Source organism: Brevundimonas sp. TWP2-1 (assembly GCF_049897645.1).
GTDB lineage: Bacteria > Pseudomonadota > Alphaproteobacteria > Caulobacterales > Caulobacteraceae > Brevundimonas.
In genome coordinates this window covers 1,015,095-1,035,227 of record NZ_JAFCWR010000001.1, presented here as the reverse complement: position 1 = coordinate 1,035,227, position 20,133 = coordinate 1,015,095, and the positions used below count along the sequence as shown (strand labels likewise).

The following is a 20,133-nucleotide window of genomic DNA, read 5'->3' as shown; positions in this document are numbered from 1 at the left end:
AAAATCTATCGCAATGCAAAACGGGGCGCTCCGAAGAGCGCCCCGTTCCTTGGATCTGTCGGTCGCCTTAGAAGCTGTAGCTCAGACGACCGTAGAAGAAGCGGCCGTTGAAGCCGTAGGGCGAGTAGCTGGGATAGCCTACGGACCCCGTCGCGCCATTGATGTTGATCGGCGTGGCGGTCGGATATTCGTCGGTCAGGTTGTTGACCCCCACCGCCAGTGCGACGCCGAAGGGCAGGGTGTAGCGCCCTTCCAGATCCAGCAGCAGGGCGTCGCCCGTCTCGTAATCCAGCGTGGCGTTGTTGTTGGCGACCAGGACGCTGTCGTAGCTGGTGCCGCGCAGGGTCGCGCCGAAGTCGCCCAAGGACCAATCGACGCTGGCGACGATCTTCTGCTCCGGCGTGCCCTGTTCGAACGACAGCTTCGATGACCGGTCGAACAGGAACGCGTCGGATGGAGCGATGGTCAGGTTGCTGGGCACGGCCGGGGTCTTGGTCACTTCCGTCGAGTTGAAGTTGCCCGCCAGGGTGAAATCGAACCGGCCGATGTCCTGCTGCGTGCGATAACGCGCGACGACATCCACGCCGCTGGTCGAAGTATCGACACCATTCAGGAAGAACCGAGCACCGGTCACGCCGAACGGAGCCAGTAAGGCCTGGATCGCCGCAGTGGACTGTGCAGTCTGGCTGGGACGCGAAACGCCAAGGGTTTCGGAGTAGATGATCCGATCCGCGACATCGATGCGGTATGTATCGACGGTCAGCTCAAAACCTCCATGACGGAAGACGGCGCCAAGGGAGTAGTTGGTTGAGGTCTCAGGCTCCAGCGGCTTGGCCCCCAGGGCGATGGCGATGGGATCATCCACTCGATACGATCCGTTCTGCTGCAGCACGACGCCGGCGCTCGTCGCGACCAGATTCGTGGCGACATAGCTGAAGAACTGCTGCTGCAGAGCGGGCGACTTGAAGCCGGTCGAGATGGCGCCGCGCAGGGCGAAGGCGTCGGTGAAGTCGTACCGTGCGGAGATCTTGCCCGTGAACTGATCGCCGAAGTCGGAATAGTCTTCGTAACGGCCGGCGAGGCCGACGGTGAACTGTTCGGAGAACTTGCCCTCCAGATCGATGTAAGCGCTGATGTTGTTGCGATCGACATCGACGGCGTTGGACGGCGCGAAACCGGGGAAGCCTTGCGAGCCTGCGCCGCCGGCGGTGACCGGTCCCTTGTTGTAGGAGGTCGGTTCGCCTTCCGAGACGCTGAAGTCCTCACGGCGATACTCGACGCCGAAGGCGACGTTCAACGGCTCATACAGATTGACCTCGACCTGTCTCACCGCGTCGATGCCGATGGTCAGTTGGCCGTAGCTGAGCGAGCCGGCGTCGAACTCGGTCTGCGACGCCGCACCGTAGGAGGCGTTCAGTGAGTTGAGGACGCTGTAATCCAGTTCGTTGCGGCCATAACCGACCGACAGATCCCAGTCGAAGCCCCAGGCCGGTCCCTTGGCGCCGCCGTAGATGTTGTAGTCGGTGATGTCGGCGGCGATGATCGGCAGGAAGCCGTTGGGATAGATGGCCGCAACATTGTTGGAGTTGTTGAAGGCGCGGGCGGTCGCGGCGGCTTCCGACTTGCGTTTCTGATAGCCGCCGAAGGCATAGGCCTCCCATTCGCCGCTCAGCGGCTTGCCGGCGTTGAAATAGCCCGTGTAGGCCTCGGTATAGGGGTCGCCGAAACGGCCAATAACGGTGGTCGCGCTGCCGCCGTTCACGGCGCTGGTCGCGGCATAGTCGGAGCGGTTGGTGGGCTGGCGCTTCTGCACCTCGCCCGACAGGGTCAGGAAGCCATCGCCGAACAGGGGCAGGCCGACCCAGCCGGCGAGCGAGGTCTGTTCGCCGTCACGGCGGCTGTGGTCGCCGCGCGCGGTGGTGAAGTCGGTGTCGTAGATGCCGTAGTTGGCGGTGATGCCGCCGCCGCTCGACGCCTCGCGCAGACGCAGGTTGATGACGCCGGCGATGGCGTCGGCGCCGTATTGGGCCGAGGCGCCGTCGCGCAGGACCTCGACCGAGCCCAGGCTGATCGACGGGATGGTGTTCAGATCGAACGCGGTCGAGCCGCGTCCCAGTGCGCCGTTGACGTTGACCAGGGCGCCGACGTGGCCGCGCTGACCGTTGATCAGCACCAGGGTCTGATCGGGCGCCAAGCCGCGAAGGGTCGCCGGGCGGACGTGATCGGATCCGTCAGAAATGGCCGGGCGCGGGAAGTTGATCGAGGGGGCGGTGGCGGCCAGGGCGGCGGCCAGCTCTGTGCCCGTGCCCTGTTTCGCCAGGGTCTCGCCGGTGATCACATCCACGGGCGCGACGCTGTCCAGGCGGCTGCGGCCCACGGTGCGCGTGCCGGTGACGATGATCTCGCCCACTTCGGTCGTGTCGTCAGTCGGCGGCGGCGTGACTTGAGCGAAGGCGGATGACGCCATGAAAAGCGCGCTGGTGGAAGCGAAGGCCAGCAGGGCCCGACGGCCGTGTCCGATTTGCATTGATGATCCCCGACGAAAGCACGACGGCCATGTGCGCGGACGTTCGACAGGCCGCCATGCCGTCGCCCCTCGGCCGGCTCGTCGTCGGGCGCAATAATCTTTCGCCGTTCGGGCCGAAATCGGTCGTGATTGGAGGCTGTGACCGCAAAGCGGCGACGTCAAGCAAGCTCTTTGTCTAAGTCGTATTCCAGACGAACAACGATCACTGCTTGTTGTAAACTTGTCATAGACAGGGCGGCGGGCGGCGCGCAGCAAAAAGGGCGCGTCCCTTGCGGAACGCGCCCTTGATGTCTTGGCGATCCAGCCCGAAGGCCGGGGGTCAATCAGGCTTCGTCGCCGAAGCCTTCTTGTTGACCGGCGCCGCCTTCGATCAGTTCCTGGGCCGATTGCTCGGCGGCCTGGCGCTCATCGTCGAACTGGCTGCGGATCACGTCCTCGCCCTTGGCCTGACGCTCGGCTTCGTCCATCGAACGGGCGATGTTGATCTTGACCGTGGCGCGGACCTCGGCGTGCAGGCGGACCGGCACTTCGTGGACGCCCAGGTTCTTGATCGCCGTGTTCAGGACGACTTGCGAACGCTCGACCTTGCCGCCTTCGGCCTGGATGGCCTCGGCGACGTCGCGGCCTGCGACCGAACCGTACAGGTGACCGGTTTCACCGGCCTGACGGATCATGATGTAGGTCTGGCCGTCGATCTTGTCGGCGACCTTCTGTGCATCGGCCTTGTTCTTGTCGTTGCGTTGCTCGATGGCGACGCGGTCGAGTTCGAACGCCTTCAGGTTGGCGGCGGTGGCCCGACGGGCCTTGTCGCGCGGCAGAAGGAAGTTACGGGCGAAGCCGTCCTTGACGGACACGACGTCGCCGATGGCGCCGAGATTCTCGACGCGTTCAAGCAGAACGACCTTCATCTCACTTCACCACGTAAGGCAGGAGGGCCAGATAGCGAGCGCGCTTGATGGCCTTGGCCAGCTCGCGTTGCTTCTTCTGGGAGACGGCGGTGATGCGCGAGGGCACGATCTTGCCGCGTTCGGAGACGTAACGCTGCAGCAGCTTCACGTCCTTGTAGTCGATCTTCGGCGCATTGGCGCCCGAGAACGGGCAGACCTTGCGGCGACGATAGAAGGGGCGGCGGCCGGCGGCGCCGGAGCCAGCCGGTGCGCCCGGGGTCGGGGCGGTTGTATCGGTCATGTTCCGGGTTCCTTATTCGGCGTCGGCGGCGGCGTCTTCGCGCGGGGTGCGCTCGCGCTCACGCTCGCGTTCACGCTCGCGGCGGGCCAGCAGCGGCGACAGTTCCAGGTCGAGTTCCTCGACGCGGACGGTCAGCCAACGCAGCACGTCTTCGTTGATCGACAGCTGACGCTCGACCTCGGCCATGGCGGCCGGGGGGCAATCGACGGCCAGAAGCGAATAGTGAGCCTTGCGGTTCTTCTTCACGCGGTACGTCAGGTTGCGCAGACCCCAGTACTCGATCTTGGCGACGGAACCGCCGCCTTGTTCGATCAAGCCCTTGATGGTGTCGTTCAGCGCTTCGGCCTGTTGCGCCGAGATATCCTGGCGCGACATGACCGTGTGCTCGTAAAGAGCCATGCGGTATTCTCCCTTGTGGGCGTCGGCGTGGAAACGACCGGGTAAGTCGATCCCCACGATGGCTCCTGGCGCGGCGGCCGGACCGAACGTCCAACCCTTTGGTGTTCCACGACAGGACCGAAGCCCTGGAAAGGCGGGGCCTATAGGGGAAAAGGGGCAGGGAAGCAAGGATGACGGCAGGCGCTTGTGACGCCTCGCGACCCCGCCTAAACCAACCTCATGCCGAAGCTGACGTCAGCGGTCGATCCGCAAAGCCCCAAATACAAGTCCCTGCATGCGCACAACAGCGCCCTGGTCGCCGAACTGCGCGATCATGTGGCCAAGGCCGCGCGTGGCGGGTCCGACAAGTCGCGCGAGCGCCATGTGGCCCGTGGCAAGCTGTTGCCGCGCGACCGTGTCGAGCGGCTGCTGGACCCCGGCTCGCCCTTCCTGGAGGTCGGTCAGCTGGCCGCCCACGGCATGTATGACGGCGAGGCCCCGGCCGCCGGCGTCATCGCCGGGATCGGTCGGGTGTCGGGCCGCGAGGTCATGATCGTCTGCAACGACCCGACGGTGAAGGGCGGCGCCTATTTCCCCATGACGGTGAAGAAACACCTGCGCGCCCAGGAGATCGCCGAGCAGAACCGCCTGCCGTGCGTCTATCTGGTGGACTCCGGCGGGGCTAACCTGCCGCACCAGGCCGAGGTCTTCCCCGACCGCGACCATTTCGGCCGCATCTTCTTCAACCAGGCCCGGATGAGCGCCAAGGGCATCGCCCAGATCGCCTGCGTCATGGGCCTGTCCACCGCAGGCGGCGCCTATGTGCCGGCCATGTCGGACGAGACGATCATCGTGCGCAACCAGGGCGCCATCTTCCTGGCCGGTCCGCCTCTGGTGAAGGCCGCGACCGGCGAGGTCATCTCCGCCGAGGAACTGGGCGGGGCCGAGACCCACGGCCGCCGCTCGGGCGTGGTCGATCATGTGGCCGAGAACGACGAACATGCGCTGGAGATCGTGCGGTCCATCGTCGCCAATCTGAACACGACCAAGGCCGTGGACATGGACGTGCGCGAACCCCGCGCGCCGGCCTTCGCAGCCGAAGAATTATACGGCCTGATCCCCGACGACGTCCGCGCCCCCTATGATGTGCGCGAGGTCATCGCCCGGTTGGTGGACGGGTCAGAGTTCGACGAGTTCAAAAGCCTGTACGGCTCGACCCTGGTGTGCGGCTTCGCCCGCATCTGGGGCTATCCGGTCGCCATCCTAGCCAACAACGGCGTCATCTTCTCGGAAAGCGCCCAGAAGGGCGCCCACTTCATCGAACTGGCCTGCAAGCGAAAGATCCCGCTGCTGTTCCTGCAGAACATCAGTGGCTTCATGGTCGGCGGCAAGTACGAGGCTGGCGGCATCGCCAAGGACGGCGCCAAGCTGGTCACGGCCGTCGCCAGCGCCGAGGTGCCCAAGTTCACCGTCCTGATCGGCGGCAGTTTTGGGGCCGGAAACTACGGTATGTGCGGCCGCGCCTATTCGCCGCGCTTCCTCTTCACCTGGCCCAACAGCCGGATCGGCGTCATGGGCGGCGAACAGGCGGCTTCGGTCCTGGCAACGGTTCACCGTGACGCAGAGACCTGGAGCGCGGACGACGCCGAGGCTTTCAAGGCGCCGATCCGCCAGAAGTACGAGGACGAGGGCAATCCCTATTACGCCACCGCCCGCCTGTGGGACGACGGCGTCATCGACCCGGCCCAGACCCGCGACGTCTTGGGCCTGGCGATTTCCGCCAGCCTGAACGCCCCGATCCCCGAGACGACCTTCGGCCTGTTCAGGATGTGATTTTGTTCCTTCTCCCCCTGCGGGAGAAGGTGGGCCCGAAGGGCTCGGATGAGGGGTCGGTTCAATCTCGACACGCGATGAGGTTGGGCGCAGGAAGACCGCTCATCTGTCTCGCTTCGCGAGCCATCTTCTCCCGCAAGGGGAGAAGGCACAGATCGCATCCCATTGCGTTCTCCGATCGAAGGAGTTTCCATGACCGACAAACCCACTGACGCCGACCTCAACGCCCTGGACGTGACCGACGCCGAGGCGGCCGAGATCAATTCCATCGCCCAGCCGCTGGTCCCCGATGCCGCGCCTGACGCGAACGACGACCTGGTCCAGATCGATTCGACCACCGACGGCATCGTCTTCATCACCATCAATCGGCCTGAGAAGAAGAACGCCTTCGACGCCGCGACCATCGCCGCGCTGCACGAGACGTTCGAGACCCTGCACGGCGCCGACCGCGTGCGCGCCGTCTTCATTCGCGGGGCGGGCGGCACCTTCAGCGCCGGCGCCGACCTGAACTGGATGCGCGACGCCGCCGGCTGGTCCGAGAGCGACAATCGCGACGACGCCATGGGCCTGGCGAAAATGTTGAAGGCGCTGCACGACATTCCGGCCCTGACGGTGGCCGTGGTCGAGGGCAACGCCATGGGCGGCGGGGCCGGCATCGTCGCCGCCTGCGACATGGCCGTGGCGGTCGAGGGTGCGCGGTTCGCCTTCTCCGAGGTCAAGCTGGGCCTGATCCCGGCGACCATCGCCCCCTATGTCGTCGAAGCTATCGGCGCCCGCCGCGCCCGTCAGCTGTTCCTGACCGGAAACAGCTTCGACGCCGACTACGCCGCCCACGCCGGCCTGATCGACCTGGTCCTGCCCGAGGGTTCGGTGGACGAGTTCATCTCGATGCTGAGCGACAGCCTGACCGGCAATGCGCCGGGTGCGATGGGCGAGGCCAAGCGCCTGGTCAACGACATAGCCCACCACAAGATCGACTCGGGCCTGCTGGACGAGACCGCCAAACGTATCGCCCGCGCCCGCGTGTCGGACGAAGGCCGCGAGGGCGTCCTGGCCTTCCTGGAAAAGCGCAAGGCTAGCTGGACGGTCTGATCGCGACTGAACCGGCCGTCGCTTTCGGCGGCCGGTTCGGCCTTAAGGTTCAGGCGTAGTTGAAGCTGATCGAAATCCGGTCGGCCTTGGCCAGGTTTGTCGGCACCTCGTGCCGCAGCCAGCTTTCCCACATCAGCACCGTGCCCGCCTGGGGCTTCAAATACACGAACGGCCGTTCGGCCTCCGACGCCTCTTCGGTCACCGAGGGGCGAGCCATCATGAAGGGCAGACGGGGGTCTTCCAGCTTCAGCGACGAGGCGCCGTCCGGGATGTCGATATAGACGGTGCCCGACAGGAAGGCGTGCGGGTGGATATGGCCGGTATGGCCGCCGCCGGGCTTGAGGATGTTGACCCACAGATTGTCCAGGCGCGGCTTCCTCGCCAGGTCGAAGTTCAGCGCCTTGGCGTAGGCGACGGCGTGGCGATCCAGGTGGCGTTTCAGCTCGGCGAACTCGGGGAACCGCTGCGGCAGGTCATTCAGCGATCCGTAGGAGGTATAGCCCCGATAGGCGTTGTCGCGGCACCAGCGGCGGCCCGCCGCATCCTCCTCGGCCATCATGCGGATGACGTCGATCAGCTGTTCGTTGAACTCGGGCCAGCCCCGGCCGTCGGCGAGGGAGGCTTCATAGACCTGGGTGACGAAGAGGGAGCGCAGGGACATGAGGTCGGGCTTAAAGCTTGTGAAGGCGGCTGAATACTCTCCCTCCCCATTTTGGGGAGGGGCGATCGCGGAGCGATCGGGGTGGGGCCCGAAGGGGCGTGAGCGAAATGGTCATGACGGCCCCACCCTGGCTACGCTGCGCTTCTCCCTCCCCATGAAGGGGAGGGAGAAGCTCTCGCCTGCCTCGCACGATCCGGCTAAGAACGCTTCATGTTCAAGTCCGTCCTTGTCGCCAACCGCGGCGAAATCGCCTGCCGAGTCTTCCGCACCGCCAAGCGGATGGGATTACGCACCATCGCCGTCTATTCCGAAGCCGACGCCGACGCCCTGCATGTGCGCGAGGCCGACGAGGCGGTGCTGATCGGACCGGCGGCGGCGCGCGAAAGCTATCTGGACGGCGCCAAGGTGCTGGCCGCGGCCAAGGCGACGGGGGCGGAGGCGATCCACCCCGGCTATGGCTTCCTGAGCGAGAATGCGGACTTTGCGGAAGCGGTCGCGGCGACGGGACTGATCTGGATCGGGCCTGACCCGTCCTCGATCCGGGCCATGGGGCTGAAGGACGCGGCCAAGGACCTGATGATCCAGGCCGGGGTGCCGGTGACGCCGGGCTATCAGGGCGCGGACCAGTCGGAGGCGACCCTGACGGCCGAGGCCGCGCGGATCGGCTATCCGGTGCTGATCAAGGCGGTTGCGGGCGGCGGCGGCAAGGGGATGAAGCGGGTTGACGATCCGGCCGACTTCGCCGCCGGTCTGGCCAGCGCAAAGCGCGAGGGGGCCGCGGCCTTCGGCGACGACCGGGTGCTGATCGAACGCTACATCACCCGTCCGCGCCATATCGAGGTTCAGGTGTTTGGCGACAAGCACGGCGATGTCGTCCACCTGTATGAACGTGATTGCTCGCTGCAACGCCGCCACCAGAAGGTGATCGAAGAGGCGCCGGCGCCGGGCATGAGCGAGGCCGTGAGGGCCGCCGTGACGGGCGCGGCGATCAAGGCGGCCAAGGCGGTGAACTACGTCGGCGCCGGCACCATCGAATTCATCGCCGACGCCTCTGACGGGCTGAAGGCCGACGGCATCTGGTTCATGGAGATGAACACTCGGCTGCAGGTCGAGCACCCGGTGACCGAGAGCGTGACCGGCGTCGATCTGGTCGAATGGCAGTTCCGCGTCGCGGCGGGCGAGTCGCTGCCGTTGAAGCAGGACGAAATCAAACTCAACGGCTGGGCCATGGAGGCGCGCCTCTATGCCGAGGATCCGGCGAACGGCTTCCTGCCCTCGATCGGCCGACTGGAGCATTTCGTCATGCCGGACGGCATCCGCGTCGATACCGGCGTGGAGCAGGGCGGCGAGGTCAGCCAGTTCTACGACCCGATGATCGCCAAGCTGATCGTTCATGAAGACACCCGCGAGGCAGCGGCGGCGCGTCTGGCCGAGGCGGCCGGCGAGGTCGAGGTCTGGCCGGTCAAGGCCAACGCCGGCTTCCTGAAACGCTGCCTGGTGCATCCGCGCTTCGTCGCGGGCGACGTGGACACGGGTTTCATCGCGGCGGAGGGGGGAGCACTTACGACTCGCGAGATCAGTGCTCGAGCTTTACAGCAAGCCGCCCGTGTTTTGCGTTACGGCATTGAAGACATAGGGGAAGACTATGTTTCGCCGTGGTCTCAACGTTGTCGCGCTCAGGGTTTTCGACTGAACAGTGACGCGAGACTCACTCAGACAGTTTTCGTGGACGGGAAGCGTCGCCAGCTTGAGATCGATGACAGCGTGGTCGCCGAATATATTCACTTTGAACCTGACCGCGCGACGACAATCTATTTTGATGACGGCGAGCCCTACCGCGTTTCAATGGAAGGGCCGCGCGGCACATCTGCCGGCGCCGTCTCCGACGGCTCCCTGCGCTCTCCGATGCCCGGCAAGATCGTCGCCACGCCGGTCAAGGCCGGAGACGCGGTGACCAAGGGCCAGCCGGTCGTGGTGCTGGAAGCCATGAAGATGGAACACGCCCTGACCGCCCCGTTCGATGGGGTGGTGGAAAGCGTGAATGCGGCGGTCGGGGATCAGGTCGTGGACGGCTTCGAATTGGCGCGCATCAAGAGCCAGGCGTGATCTTGGGTTTCGCAGGACTTGCGGCTCTGGCCGCGGTGGCGGGCCTGGCAGGCGAGCCGAAGGCGCAGACCGTTCGGGTCGAGGGCGCCGACCTTGCGGACATGCAATGCGTCATGGTGGGGATGGAGACGGCAGGCGTCGACGAGGCGCAGAATGTCGCCATCGTTTCGAACGTCACCTACTACATGGGCAAGCTTGCGGGGCGTGGAAACGTGAGCCGATGGGATCGTGTACTGGTCGCCTATCGCGCAGGTCTGTCAGACGCCGAAAGGTCCAGTATGGTCGAGGATCACCACGTGCGCTGCACGCTTGAGGCGCTCGTGGCCTCTATGGGATTCGCTCAGCTTGTGCTCGGTGATGCGACCGCCGCCACCGCGAAGCCGAAAGACTAAAGCCTTTTGCCGCCCCCAGTCTTCCTCCCCAGGACTTGGGGAGGAAGACGGCCTTAGCGCCGCCTGGGCGCCAAGATGTCGGATAAGCGATCCGGCGTTCCCTCGATCCGCTCCAGGCGGGGATAGCGCAGGCCGTCGTGGTAGGCGAAGGCGACCGTGCGGAAGCGGTCGCCGGATTTCAGCAGGAGTTCGATGGGGACGTCGGTGCCTTTCGCGGCGGTCACGGCGTCGCGCAAGGCCTCGGCCGAGCCGGCCTTGCCGTTGACCGCGACAAGGCTCCAGCCGGCGCCGATGCCCTGTTCGAAGGCTGGGCCGCCCCAGCGGATGTTGGTCAGCTTGTCGCCGCTGAGGGTGAAGCCCAGCGAATACTGGAAATCGTTGGCCCAGCCGGTCTGGACCGACTTCTCCGCCGCCGACGGCGTGTCGGTGTAGGTCAGCCTCCAGCCGCCGCGTTCGATCCCGGCCAGGGGCGCCTTGGCGTCCGGACCGACGGCATCGAGGCGGCTGCGCAGGAACTCGGCCCAGTCGTGCGGGTAGACGGCGTTCAGGGCGGCGACAACGTCTTCGAACCTGTATCCCTGGGGCGCCCATTCGCCGTCGTCGTGGCCGAAGAAGCCCTTGGCGAAGTCGTCCAGGGACTTGCGCCCGTTCGTGCCCTCGCGGATCAGGGTGTCGGCGTCCAGCCAGACCAGCAGGCTTTCACGGTAATAGTCGCCGGTGCCGCGCATCCACGAGGGGAACTGGCCCGGCACTCGATAGCCCAGCAGATTGTGGTTGTTGGTGTCCTGCAGCGCGCGCCACTGGCGGCCCGGCTGCTCGTCATAGAAGGCGGCGACATTGGCCAGGGTGGCCAGCGCCACCTCGCTGGAATGCAGGCCCGAACGGGCAGCCAGCACATCGCCCCAATATTCGGTCTGGCCTTCATAGACCCACAGCAGGGTGTTCTGGGTCGGGACGTTGTGGTTGGCGGTCAGCTCGTCCGCCGGGCGCATGAACTTGCCGTTCCAGGAGTGGGCATACTCGTGGGGCAGCAGGCCCCGGTCGCCGGCGCTCTTGGTCCAGTTGGTGAAGAAGTCGGGCGCGCCGGTGTTCTCCGAACTGCGGTGATGCTCCAGCCCGATACCGCCCATCTGATTGGTCAGGGCGAACAGGAACTCATAGTTGTCGAAGTGGCGGGCGCCGAACAGGCGGTCGGCCTGCTGGACCATGTTTTCGTACAGCTTCAGCTGGTCGTCTGTGGCGGCCAGGCCCTTGGCCTCATCGGCCAGCAGGTTCAGGTGGATGCGGTCGCCGCTGGGGTCAATGTCCACGCGGCGATAGTGGGCGCCGGCGAAGATGGGGCTGTCGATCAGGGTGTAGAGGTCGGTCGGGGCGAAGGTCGCCACGTCGCCGTCTTGCGAGGCTGTGCTCAGGGCCGTGCCGTATTTCCAGCCGGCGGGCAGGACCACGCTCGGGGCGACCTGGATATGGCGGCTGAAATAGCCGGCCGGATAGAGGATGGCCTTCTCCCACTGCAGATTGACCATGGCCGGGGTCATCAGCACGCGCCAGTTGGAACTGTCGGGCTGGGTCAGCTGCTGGAAGGCGACGTCGATGCTGGTGACGCCCGCGGGGATATCGAGGTGGAAGGCGTAGGGGTCCAGGGTGTCGCGCAGCCACTCGATCCGCTGACCATTGGCGGTCACGGTCAGGCCGGAGATCAGCTGGATCGGGCCTGTGGCGGCGTGGTTGCCGGGCAGGAACTTGGGATACAGCAAGGTCAGCGGGCCGGCGACGGGAATGGTCTGGCTGACGTTGATGATGCGGCGGTCCAGATCGGTGATGTCGGCGCGGTATTGGATGACGCCGGGATAGGGCGTGTCCTGGGGCGCGGGGATGGCCGGCTGGGCGCGGGGCAGGGCCAGCGGGGCCTGGGTCGCGTCGGTGACGACGGGCGTGGACTGGAAGGTCTGGGCCAGGGCCGGAGCGGCGGCGGCCGTCATCAAAACGGCGAGGCAGGCGGCGGTCAGGCGGGTACGCGGCATCAGGTCATCCACATCGGCAGGGGGAGCCGCACCGTCGGGGGCGCGGCGCGATGCGTCAAGGGACACAACGTCACCTCTCCGCGCGCGAAGGCGCGTGGAGGACAGGTCGCGGAGCGACCAGGCGGGGGCGACTCAGGCCGTAGTGATGACCACAACAGCTTCTGACACCGAGTCGCCCCCTCCTGGCGCTCGCTGACGCGATCGCCTGTCCTCCCCATCGGCCTTCGCCGATGGGGAGGTGACGTGGGTCAGCGCCTGCGCGGCGTCAGGATGTCACCCAGGCGGTCGGGCGTGCCCGCGATCCGTTCCAGGCGCGGGTAGCGCAGGCCGTCGTGGTAGTCGAAGATGACGGTGCGATACTGGTCGTCGTCCTTGACGATCAGGGTGATGGGGACAGCAGGGTCCTTTGCTGCGGTGACGGCTTCGTTCAGGCGGTCGGCGGTGGCGGCTTGGCCGTTGACGGCGACGATCTCCATGCCGGCGGCGAGACGCGAATTGAAGGCCAGGCTGTTCCACTGGACGCTGCGGATCTTGTTCGCTTCGCCGGTCTGGAAACCGAGGGAATAGGTGAAGTCGTTGCGCTTCAGCTCGGCATACAGGGTCTTCATGTAGTCGGTGGGCGTGTCCGAATAGGCCAGCCGCCAGCCGCCGCGCGCCAGGCCGTCCAGCGGGGCGCGGGCGTCGGGGCCGTCGGCGTCCAGACGGGTGCGCAGGAAGGTCGCCCAGTCGTTGGCGACGACGCCGTTCAGGGCCGCGACCACATCCTCGAAGGTGTAGGGAGCGGGGGCATAGTCGCCGTCGCGGACGCCGTAGAAGGCGCGGGCGAAGTCGTCGAGCGACTTGCGGCCGTTGGTCTTCTCCCGGATCGTCGTGTCGACGTCGAGCCAGATCAGCTGGCCCTCGGAATAGTAGTCCTCGTCACGCTGCCACGACAACCAGCCCTTGGGCTGGCGCTGGCTGATGATCGGGTCGTTGGTGGTGTCCTGCATGGCGCGCCATTCGCGACCGACGCGGGTGTCGAAGGTGGCGGCGGTCATGGCCAGAGAGTCCATCGCCTGCTGTTTGGTCAGCAGGCCGGAACGGGCGGCGACGACCTGGCCGTAGTATTGGGTCTGGCCCTCATAAACCCAGAGCAGGCTGTTCTGCAGGGGCGAGTTGAAGTTGGGCACATACTGGTCGGCGGGGCGGCGCCACTTGCCGTCCCAGGAGTGGTTCATCTCGTGGCTGAGCAGGTCGCGGTCGGCCAGATGGGTGTCCCAGCCGGTGAAGAAGGCGGGATCGACAGAGTTCTCGGAACTGCGGTGATGCTCCAGCCCGATGCCGCCCAGCTTGTCGGTCATGGCGATCAGGAAGTCGTAGTGGTCGAAGTGGCGCGCGCCGTAGAGGCGGTCCATCTGATCGACCAGATTGCGCAGGATCTGGATCTGCTCGTCCGTGGCCTCCAAGCTCTTGGCCTCGTCGGCGACGAAGTTGGCGCGCACCGGCGAACGGCCGCCGGGGTTCAGGTCGATCTGGCGATAGTGGAGGCCGGCGAAGACGGGGCTGTCCACCAGGACCTCCAGATTAACCGGCTTGAAGGTCTGGACGTCGCCGGTCTTGGTCTGGGGCTCCAGCGCCGTGCCGAACTGCCAGCCGGTCGGGAACTTGACCGTGGGCTGGACCGTGATGTTCCGCGACCAGTGACCGGCGGGATAGAGCAGCATCTTCTCCCACTGAATGTTCAGCATCTCGGGCGTCATCGTGATGCGGCCCTGGTTGGCCGCCGTCGGCGACAGGTGCTGCATCGTGATCTTCAACGCGGTCGCGCCGGCCGGGACGACGACGTGATAGGCGAAGGGGTGCAGGGTGTCGCGCACCCACTCGACGCGCTGGCCGTCGGCGGTGATCTCGATGCCTGCCAACTGTGCGATGGGGCCGACGGGGCCGTGGTTGCCGGGCAGCCATTCGGGGAAGAACAGGGTCATCGGACCGGCCTGGGCGACGGGGATGGTCTCGGTCACCGCGAAGATGTGCTGGGCCAGGTTGGTGGCGTCGACGTCGAGCGTGATGACGCCGGGGTAGGCGACGTCCTGAGCCTCCGGGATCGGCGGCAGGGCTGCGGGCAGGGCGGGCGGATAGGTCGAGGCCTGTTGCGCCAGGGCGGCGGGGGCGGTCGAGACGAGCAGGAAGGCGAGAGTGGCGGCGCGCAGGCAGGGACGGATCATCAGGGGCTCTTGCAGACTGGATCGGGGCGCCGCGACAGTCCGCCGCAGGGAATGGGGCGTCAAGGTTCGAGCCTCTGCTGAGCTGTAATATTATCCAGAGCGCCCGACGGAACGGGCCGAAAGCTTGTCCGTTGATCGGAGCTCCACGCCTTGATCCGGCCCGAAACGGGGTGCGGTATGGCGTCGCTTGAAGCCTGATTTTCTGGATGCCCATGAAGACCCGATCGATCGTGCTCGCCGCCGCCTTCGCCCTGTCGGCGTGCGGCAATCCCAACAGTTCGAAAGCGCAGGAGGGCGAGTTCGCCCAGCCGACGCGCGCGGCGCCGTCCGACGCGGCGGGGATGAAATCGAGCTTTGCGCCCGTGGTGCGATCCGCCGCGCCCGCCGTGGTCAATATCTCGGCCCGTAGCGTGCAGCGGGTCCAGGCCGATCCCTTCTTCCAGTTCTTCGGCGGCGGCATCCCCCAGGCGCGGGTGGCGGAATCGGTCGGGTCGGGCGTCATCGTCCGTTCGGACGGGATCGTGGTGACCAACAATCATGTCATCGACGGCGCCCAGCAGATCAAGGTCGTGCTGAACGACAGGCGCGAGTTTCCCGCCACAGTAATCCTGGCCGACCAGCGCAGCGACATCGCCGTGCTGAGGCTGGAAAACGTCAGCGACCGCCTGCCGGTTCTGGCCATCGACGATCAGGAAGAGCAGCAGGTCGGCGACCTGGTCCTGGCCATCGGCAATCCCTTCGGCGTGGGCCAGACCGTGACCAACGGCATCATCTCGGCCCTGAACCGGACCGAGACCGGCATTTCCGACAGCGGCTCCTTCATCCAGACCGACGCGGCCATCAACCCCGGCAACTCGGGCGGCGCCCTGGTGGACATGGACGGAGACCTGATCGGCATCAACACCGCCATCTTCTCACGCTCAGGCTCGTCGGCCGGGGTCGGGTTCGCGGTGCCTGCGGCCATGGTCAAGCGCGTGGTGGATTCGGCGCTGGGCGGCGCGACCACGGTCGTTCGGCCCTGGCTGGGGTTAAAGGGCGACACGGTCACCGGCGACATCGCCGGCAGCCTGGGCCTGACCCGGCCGCAAGGCCTCGTCGTCACAGACGTCTACGCCAATGGCCCGGCCGCCCGCGCGGGCGTGCGCCAGGGCGACGTGATCACCGCCGTCGATGGTCAGGAAATCAACGACCAGGGCGGGCTGAACTACCGCGTCGGCTCACGCAATCCGAACGATCAGGTTCAGGTGGCCATCCTGCGCGACGGCCGGGCGCAGACCCTCACGGCCCGCGTTCAGCCCTTGCCGGGCGACGCCGACCCGAAACAGGGCGTCACCATCGCCGCCGGTCCCTTCGCTGGAGCCGAGGTCGTGGCCCTGAACCCGGCCCTGGCCGACCGGCTGGGCGGCGATCCGTTCGCGACGGGCGTGATCGTCACCGGCGTCTCGGGCCGAGGCTACGCCGCCCGCGCGGGCTTCCGCCAAAACGATCTGATCGTCAGCATCAACGGCCGCGCCATCGCCAGCGCCCGCGACGTCGAGACCGCCAGTTCCGGTCGCGGCCCGTGGGAGGTCGTCGTCAACCGCGGCGGCCGCCAGATCCGCGGCATGCTGCGTTAAGGTTTAGCCCTTCGTCGGACCGCCGATGGACCAGGTGTGGCCGAAGGGGTCGCGCAGGACGCCGTAGCGGTCGCCCCAGAACTGGTCGGCCATGTCCATGACGGGTTCTGCGCCGCCGACGGTCATGGCGCGGGTCCACCAGGCGTCAGGATCAAGGACCTGGAGGTGAAGGGTGACGCCGGCGGGACGCACGTCCTGGCCGCCCGCGTATTCCGGAAACTCGTCGTTCAGCATGACGCTGGCGCCGTTGATCTTCAGATGGGCGTGGATCAGGCGTTCGCCGTCGTCGGCCAGCTTGCGGTCCAGCACCTCGGCCCCGAAGGCGATGATGTAGAAATCCACCGCTGCCGAGGCGCCGCGCGACGGGATCGTCAGATGGGGCGTCAGGCCCGCAGTCGGACCCTGGTTCGGATTGGCGGCGGTCATGAAGGCGGTCTCCTTGGCGGGCCGCCATACTAGCGCGTGAAAAGCGCCCGGCGAATGACTACATAGGTCGCACGCATGACCGATTTGTTCGAAGCCTCCGGCATTCTGCCTCCCGACGCGCCCTTGGCCGACCGCCTGCGTCCGCGCACGCTGGACGAGGTGGTCGGCCAGGATCACTTGCTGGGACCGGGCGGGCCGATCCGGCGCATGATCGAGGCGGGGCGGCTGGGCTCGATGATCCTGTGGGGGCCGCCCGGCACCGGCAAGACTACCATCGCCCGCCTGCTGGCCCAGGCGGCGGGCTATGAATATCAGGCGATCAGCGCGGTGTTTTCCGGCGTGGCCGATCTGAAGAAGGCGTTCGAGGCGGCGCGTATGCGGCGCGCGGCGGGGCAATCGACGCTCTTGTTCGTGGACGAGATTCACCGCTTCAATCGCGCCCAGCAGGACGGTTTTCTGCCCTTCGTCGAGGCCGGGGTCGTCACCCTGGTCGGGGCCACGACCGAGAACCCCAGTTTCGAGCTGAACGGGGCGCTGCTGTCGCGCAGCCAAGTCTATGTGCTGAAGCGGCTGGACGATGCGGCGCTGGATCAGCTGCTGGCGCGGGCCGAGGCGCATATGGAGAAGGCCTTGCCGCTGTCGCCAGAGGCGCGTCAGGCCATGCTGGCCCTGGCCGACGGCGACGGTCGCTATCTGCTGACCATGTCGGAGGTGCTGTTCGACCTGCCTGAAGGCGAGAGGCTTGACGTGCAGGGGCTGGCCGGCGTGCTGCAGCGGCGCGCACCGGCTTACGACAAGTCGAGAGAAGAACATTACAATCTCATATCCGCCCTGCATAAATCGGTGCGGGGGTCGGACCCGGACGCGGCGCTGTATTGGCTGGCGCGGATGCTGAATGGGGGCGAAGATCCGCTGTATCTGGCGCGGCGGATCGTGCGGATGGCGGTCGAGGACATCGGCGAGGCGGACCCCCTGTCGATCCTGGTGGCCAATGCGGCCAAGGATGCGTACGACTTCCTGGGCAGTCCCGAAGGCGAACTGGCTCTGGCGCAGGCTGTGGTCCATCTGGCGACCGCGCCCAAGTCGGTGGGGGTGTACGAAGCCTTCAAGGCGGCCAAAAAGGCGGCCTATGAGACCGGCTCGCTGATGCCGCCCGCCCATATCCGCAACGCCCCGACCAAGCTGATGAAGTCGCTGGGGTACGGGAAGGGCTATCAGTACGACCCCGACACGCCCGAGGGCTTCTCGGGCGCGAACTTCTTCCCCGACGAGATGGAACGCCGCACCTTCTACAAGCCCAAGGGCGAGGGGCATGAGGAGAAGGTCAAGGCGCGGCTGGACCGCTGGGCCGAGATGCGGGCGCGGATGCAGGCCGAGGGCGCGTCTGACTGAACGCCGTTCATTGTCGCGCGCCCGCGTCGGGTCTAGCGTCTCCGTCTGACATCCTTGGGAGGGGACGATGAGCGAGACGGTTAAGACGCCCTGGCATCTGTGGCTGGTGGGCGTGCTGTCCTTGTTGTGGAATGGGTTCGGAGCCTTCGACTTCATCCAGACCACGACGCGGGGAGAGGCCTATATGCGAGAGATGGGCTTCGATCAGGCCATGATCGACTATCATTTGGCCATGCCGGCCTGGATCTATGTTCCGTGGACGTTGGGCGTCTGGGGCGCGGTGATCGGTTCGGTGCTGCTGCTGTTGCGACGACGCTGGGCGGTTCAGGCCTTCGCGTTGTCGCTGATCGCTGCGTTGGCCAGCCTGATCTATGGCAAATTCATCGACCCGCTACCGCCTGCTCCGGCTGAAATGGCGGTTATGGGCTGGATGCCGTTCGTCATCCTGCTGATCGCGGTTCTACTGTTCGTTTATGCCTTCAACATGCGCAAACGCGGCGTTCTGCGCTGATGGGCTGACGACGGCCGTGTCGTCGCGTATGGACGCGCGGTGACCCGCGCCCCCGTAGAGCTCTCGCCCGCAGACATCGAAGCCGTCCGTTCGTGGGTGATCCACGAGGACGCCCATGTCATCGCCTTTTCCAAGCCGCCGGGCCTGTCTAGCCAGGGCGGAAGGATACAGGCGCATACGCTGGACGATCTGTTGTGGGCGTTTGCGCGGTCGAACGGCAAGCGGCCGGAGCTGGTGCATCGGCTGGATCGCGACACTTCGGGCGTGATCCTGGCGGCCAAGACCAAGCCGGCGGCGAGCTTTCTGGGCAAGGCGCTGCAGATGCGGCGGTTCAGGAAACAGTATCTGGCCCTGCTGTCGGCCGCACCCGAACCGGCGTCTGCGACCATCGACGCCCCGCTGCGCCGCGAGGAAATCGGTCGCGAAAGCTATATGCGCGTCGTCGCCTTCGATGCGTCGGGCGCGCAGGGCTCGCAGAGCAAATACCGGACCCTGGCCTCGGGACCTGAGGGGGCAGTGGTCGAGCTGGAGCCGCTGACCGGGCGGATGCACCAGCTGCGGGTGCATATGGCCCATATCGGTCGGCCGTTGATTGGGGATGTGCGTTACGGCGGCGCCCTGACCACCCCGGTCGGGCCGGCGCCGCGTCTGATGTTGCATGCCGCCAGGCTGAGCTTCCCCCATCCCGAAGGCGGCACGACGACGGTGGAGGCCCCCCCGCCCGAGGACTTCGCCAGACTTCGCGCGGCTCTGGGCCTGTAGGTCGCCCGTCTCTTGAGGGAACGTCGTGTCGGTTTTGGCGCTATGTGGTTGAAAGGATACCTATGATGAAGCGTCTCGCCATCGCCTTGACCGGCCTTTCCGCCCTCGCGCTGAGCGCCTGCGCCAGCCTGACCCCCTATGGCGCCCAGCAGGGACCGAGCGGGCAGGGGTATTCAGAGCAGCGGATCGAATCCAACCGCTATCGCGTCAGCTATAATGGCGTCGGGGCCGCCGGGCGTGTCGCTGACTGGGCCTTGCTGCGCGCCGCAGATCTGACGACCGAGCAGGGTTATGACTGGTTCGAGGTTACCCAGAGCTGGACTGACGGGCGGCCGGGTGGGGCGGGCGGGGTTCGTCCCAGCGTGTCCATCGGCGGCGGCAGCAGCCGCTACGGAGGCTATTCCGCATCGGGAGTAGGCGTGGGCGTGGGGCTGAACTTCAGTGGTCCGCAGCCGACCTCGACGACGCTGGAAGTCGTTCTGGGTCGAGGCCAGAAGCCGGACCGGCCCAACGCCTATGATGCGCGCTCGGTACAGGGCTCTATCCCGCGCTGACCATCGCTTTCGGCGCGTGCGGCGTATAGAAGGCCGCACGATGACACGTTTACTTCTCGTTGCGGCGGGCGGAGCCATCGGCTCCATGGCCCGCTATGGGCTGGGGCTCGCCGTCGGCCGGCTGGCGCCTAATGTCGGCTGGCCGCTGGGCACGTTCGCGGCCAATGTCGTCGGCGGCCTGTTGATGGGCTTGCTGGTCGGATGGCTGGCGTTCCGGGGCGGGGCGCAGCAGGAGGCCGTCAGGCTGTTCGCCGCCGTCGGCGTGCTGGGCGGGTTCACGACCTTTTCGTCCTATTCGCTGGAGGCGGTGCAGATGATCGAGCGCCGCCAGATCGGCTTGGCCTGCGCCTATGTGGCCGGCTCGGTGGTTCTTGCCATCCTGGCTCTGTTCGTCGGCCTGATGATCGCCCGCCGCGCCTTTGGAGCTCCGCTTTGACCGAATATTCTCCAGCGGACGAGCCGCATGA

General features: G+C 66.3%; 19 protein-coding genes. 11 read left to right on the top strand and 8 right to left on the bottom strand.

What is annotated here, in order from left to right; genetic code table 11:
- Positions 1-67: 67 nt before the first annotated feature.
- Entirely contained in the window at positions 68-2,527 is a 2,460-nt protein-coding gene (locus ACP7BH_RS05210; RefSeq protein WP_425983117.1) for a TonB-dependent receptor plug domain-containing protein, read from the bottom strand.
- 2 nt (positions 2,528-2,529) lie between these two features.
- Between ACP7BH_RS05210 and ACP7BH_RS05205 the strand changes: the two genes are divergently transcribed.
- A complete protein-coding gene (locus ACP7BH_RS05205) occupies positions 2,530-2,706 on the top strand; it encodes a hypothetical protein (RefSeq protein ID WP_425983119.1) in 177 nt (58 codons plus the stop codon).
- Between the two features lie 144 nt (positions 2,707-2,850).
- Here the strand turns inward: ACP7BH_RS05205 and rplI are convergent, their stop codons facing one another.
- Genes rplI through rpsF form a run of 3 tightly spaced genes read right to left on the bottom strand, consistent with a single transcriptional unit; the run spans position 2,851 to position 4,114 of the window.
- Complete coding sequence (gene rplI / locus ACP7BH_RS05200) at positions 2,851-3,435, bottom strand: 50S ribosomal protein L9 (protein WP_135193070.1); 585 nt, start codon at positions 3,433-3,435, stop codon at positions 2,851-2,853.
- Between the two features lies 1 nt (position 3,436).
- Positions 3,437-3,715, bottom strand: coding sequence for a 30S ribosomal protein S18 (gene rpsR, locus ACP7BH_RS05195; protein WP_008259463.1), 279 nt, complete (start codon positions 3,713-3,715; stop codon positions 3,437-3,439).
- Between the two features lie 12 nt (positions 3,716-3,727).
- Complete coding sequence (rpsF, locus tag ACP7BH_RS05190) at positions 3,728-4,114, bottom strand: 30S ribosomal protein S6 (RefSeq protein ID WP_135193337.1); 387 nt, start codon at positions 4,112-4,114, stop codon at positions 3,728-3,730.
- 219 nt (positions 4,115-4,333) lie between these two features.
- On the opposite strand from rpsF, the gene ACP7BH_RS05185 reads away from it, so the two are divergent.
- Both ACP7BH_RS05185 and ACP7BH_RS05180 read left to right on the top strand, forming a co-directional pair.
- On the top strand, positions 4,334-5,926 hold the full coding sequence (locus ACP7BH_RS05185) for a carboxyl transferase domain-containing protein (RefSeq protein WP_425983121.1): 1,593 nt from the start codon (positions 4,334-4,336) through the stop codon (positions 5,924-5,926).
- Positions 5,927-6,118: 192 nt separating this feature from the next.
- On the top strand, positions 6,119-7,018 hold the full coding sequence (locus ACP7BH_RS05180; protein WP_425983123.1) for an enoyl-CoA hydratase-related protein: 900 nt from the start codon (positions 6,119-6,121) through the stop codon (positions 7,016-7,018).
- Positions 7,019-7,067: 49 nt separating this feature from the next.
- On the opposite strand, the gene ACP7BH_RS05175 is transcribed toward ACP7BH_RS05180, so the two are convergent.
- Positions 7,068-7,679: a TIGR02466 family protein gene (locus tag ACP7BH_RS05175; protein ID WP_425983125.1), complete on the bottom strand. Its 612-nt coding sequence runs from the start codon at positions 7,677-7,679 to the stop codon at positions 7,068-7,070.
- A 210-nt stretch (positions 7,680-7,889) separates the two neighbouring features.
- Here ACP7BH_RS05175 and ACP7BH_RS05170 point away from each other — a divergent pair, with 210 nt between their 5' ends.
- Entirely contained in the window at positions 7,890-9,785 is a 1,896-nt protein-coding gene (locus ACP7BH_RS05170; protein WP_425983127.1) for a biotin carboxylase N-terminal domain-containing protein, read from the top strand.
- Positions 9,782-10,177, top strand: coding sequence for a hypothetical protein (locus ACP7BH_RS05165; RefSeq protein ID WP_425983129.1), 396 nt, complete (start codon positions 9,782-9,784; stop codon positions 10,175-10,177). The genes ACP7BH_RS05170 and ACP7BH_RS05165 overlap by 4 nt, the downstream gene beginning before the upstream one ends.
- A gap of 53 nt (positions 10,178-10,230) precedes the next feature.
- On the opposite strand, the gene ACP7BH_RS05160 is transcribed toward ACP7BH_RS05165, so the two are convergent.
- Positions 10,231-12,201, bottom strand: a complete 1,971-nt coding sequence (locus ACP7BH_RS05160; RefSeq protein WP_425983131.1) for a M61 family metallopeptidase — start codon at positions 12,199-12,201, stop codon at positions 10,231-10,233.
- 248 nt (positions 12,202-12,449) lie between these two features.
- Entirely contained in the window at positions 12,450-14,405 is a 1,956-nt protein-coding gene (locus ACP7BH_RS05155; RefSeq protein WP_425983133.1) for a M61 family metallopeptidase, read from the bottom strand.
- Between the two features lie 212 nt (positions 14,406-14,617).
- Between ACP7BH_RS05155 and ACP7BH_RS05150 the strand changes: the two genes are divergently transcribed.
- Positions 14,618-16,021 carry a Do family serine endopeptidase gene (locus ACP7BH_RS05150; RefSeq protein WP_425983134.1) on the top strand — a complete coding sequence of 468 codons (1,404 nt, stop codon included), beginning with the start codon at positions 14,618-14,620 and terminating at the stop codon, positions 16,019-16,021.
- 3 nt (positions 16,022-16,024) lie between these two features.
- On the opposite strand, the gene ACP7BH_RS05145 is transcribed toward ACP7BH_RS05150, so the two are convergent.
- Entirely contained in the window at positions 16,025-16,447 is a 423-nt protein-coding gene (locus ACP7BH_RS05145; RefSeq protein ID WP_425983136.1) for a VOC family protein, read from the bottom strand.
- A gap of 75 nt (positions 16,448-16,522) precedes the next feature.
- Between ACP7BH_RS05145 and ACP7BH_RS05140 the strand changes: the two genes are divergently transcribed.
- The 5 genes from ACP7BH_RS05140 (at position 16,523) to crcB (ending at position 20,102) form a co-directional block, all read left to right on the top strand.
- Positions 16,523-17,839: a replication-associated recombination protein A gene (locus ACP7BH_RS05140; RefSeq protein WP_425983138.1), complete on the top strand. Its 1,317-nt coding sequence runs from the start codon at positions 16,523-16,525 to the stop codon at positions 17,837-17,839.
- A gap of 67 nt (positions 17,840-17,906) precedes the next feature.
- Positions 17,907-18,350 (top strand): hypothetical protein, encoded by a 444-nt coding sequence (locus tag ACP7BH_RS05135; RefSeq protein ID WP_425983140.1) that lies wholly within the window; start codon positions 17,907-17,909, stop codon positions 18,348-18,350.
- Between the two features lie 39 nt (positions 18,351-18,389).
- Positions 18,390-19,112, top strand: a complete 723-nt coding sequence (locus tag ACP7BH_RS05130; protein WP_425983142.1) for an RluA family pseudouridine synthase — start codon at positions 18,390-18,392, stop codon at positions 19,110-19,112.
- Between the two features lie 65 nt (positions 19,113-19,177).
- Positions 19,178-19,666 (top strand): CC0125/CC1285 family lipoprotein, encoded by a 489-nt coding sequence (locus ACP7BH_RS05125; protein ID WP_425983144.1) that lies wholly within the window; start codon positions 19,178-19,180, stop codon positions 19,664-19,666.
- Positions 19,667-19,706: 40 nt separating this feature from the next.
- Positions 19,707-20,102, top strand: a complete 396-nt coding sequence (crcB, locus tag ACP7BH_RS05120) for a fluoride efflux transporter CrcB (RefSeq protein ID WP_425983146.1) — start codon at positions 19,707-19,709, stop codon at positions 20,100-20,102.
- The last annotated feature ends 31 nt before the right edge of the window (positions 20,103-20,133 follow it).

Bases quoted from the DNA above. Each gene is read 5' to 3' on its own strand.
- ACP7BH_RS05210 (WP_425983117.1), bottom strand. From the start codon at position 2,527: ATGCAAATCGGACACGGCCGTCGGGCCCTGCTGGCCTTCGCTTCCACC.
- ACP7BH_RS05205 (WP_425983119.1), top strand. From the start codon at position 2,530: ATGATCCCCGACGAAAGCACGACGGCCATGTGCGCGGACGTTCGACAG.
- rplI (WP_135193070.1), bottom strand. From the start codon at position 3,435: ATGAAGGTCGTTCTGCTTGAACGCGTCGAGAATCTCGGCGCCATCGGC.
- rpsR (WP_008259463.1), bottom strand. From the start codon at position 3,715: ATGACCGATACAACCGCCCCGACCCCGGGCGCACCGGCTGGCTCCGGC.
- rpsF (WP_135193337.1), bottom strand. From the start codon at position 4,114: ATGGCTCTTTACGAGCACACGGTCATGTCGCGCCAGGATATCTCGGCG.
- ACP7BH_RS05185 (WP_425983121.1), top strand. From the start codon at position 4,334: ATGCCGAAGCTGACGTCAGCGGTCGATCCGCAAAGCCCCAAATACAAG.
- ACP7BH_RS05180 (WP_425983123.1), top strand. From the start codon at position 6,119: ATGACCGACAAACCCACTGACGCCGACCTCAACGCCCTGGACGTGACC.
- ACP7BH_RS05175 (WP_425983125.1), bottom strand. From the start codon at position 7,679: ATGTCCCTGCGCTCCCTCTTCGTCACCCAGGTCTATGAAGCCTCCCTC.
- ACP7BH_RS05170 (WP_425983127.1), top strand. From the start codon at position 7,890: ATGTTCAAGTCCGTCCTTGTCGCCAACCGCGGCGAAATCGCCTGCCGA.
- ACP7BH_RS05160 (WP_425983131.1), bottom strand. From the start codon at position 12,201: ATGCCGCGTACCCGCCTGACCGCCGCCTGCCTCGCCGTTTTGATGACG.
- ACP7BH_RS05155 (WP_425983133.1), bottom strand. From the start codon at position 14,405: ATGATCCGTCCCTGCCTGCGCGCCGCCACTCTCGCCTTCCTGCTCGTC.
- ACP7BH_RS05150 (WP_425983134.1), top strand. From the start codon at position 14,618: ATGAAGACCCGATCGATCGTGCTCGCCGCCGCCTTCGCCCTGTCGGCG.
- ACP7BH_RS05145 (WP_425983136.1), bottom strand. From the start codon at position 16,447: ATGACCGCCGCCAATCCGAACCAGGGTCCGACTGCGGGCCTGACGCCC.
- ACP7BH_RS05140 (WP_425983138.1), top strand. From the start codon at position 16,523: ATGACCGATTTGTTCGAAGCCTCCGGCATTCTGCCTCCCGACGCGCCC.
- ACP7BH_RS05135 (WP_425983140.1), top strand. From the start codon at position 17,907: ATGAGCGAGACGGTTAAGACGCCCTGGCATCTGTGGCTGGTGGGCGTG.
- ACP7BH_RS05125 (WP_425983144.1), top strand. From the start codon at position 19,178: ATGAAGCGTCTCGCCATCGCCTTGACCGGCCTTTCCGCCCTCGCGCTG.
- crcB (WP_425983146.1), top strand. From the start codon at position 19,707: ATGACACGTTTACTTCTCGTTGCGGCGGGCGGAGCCATCGGCTCCATG.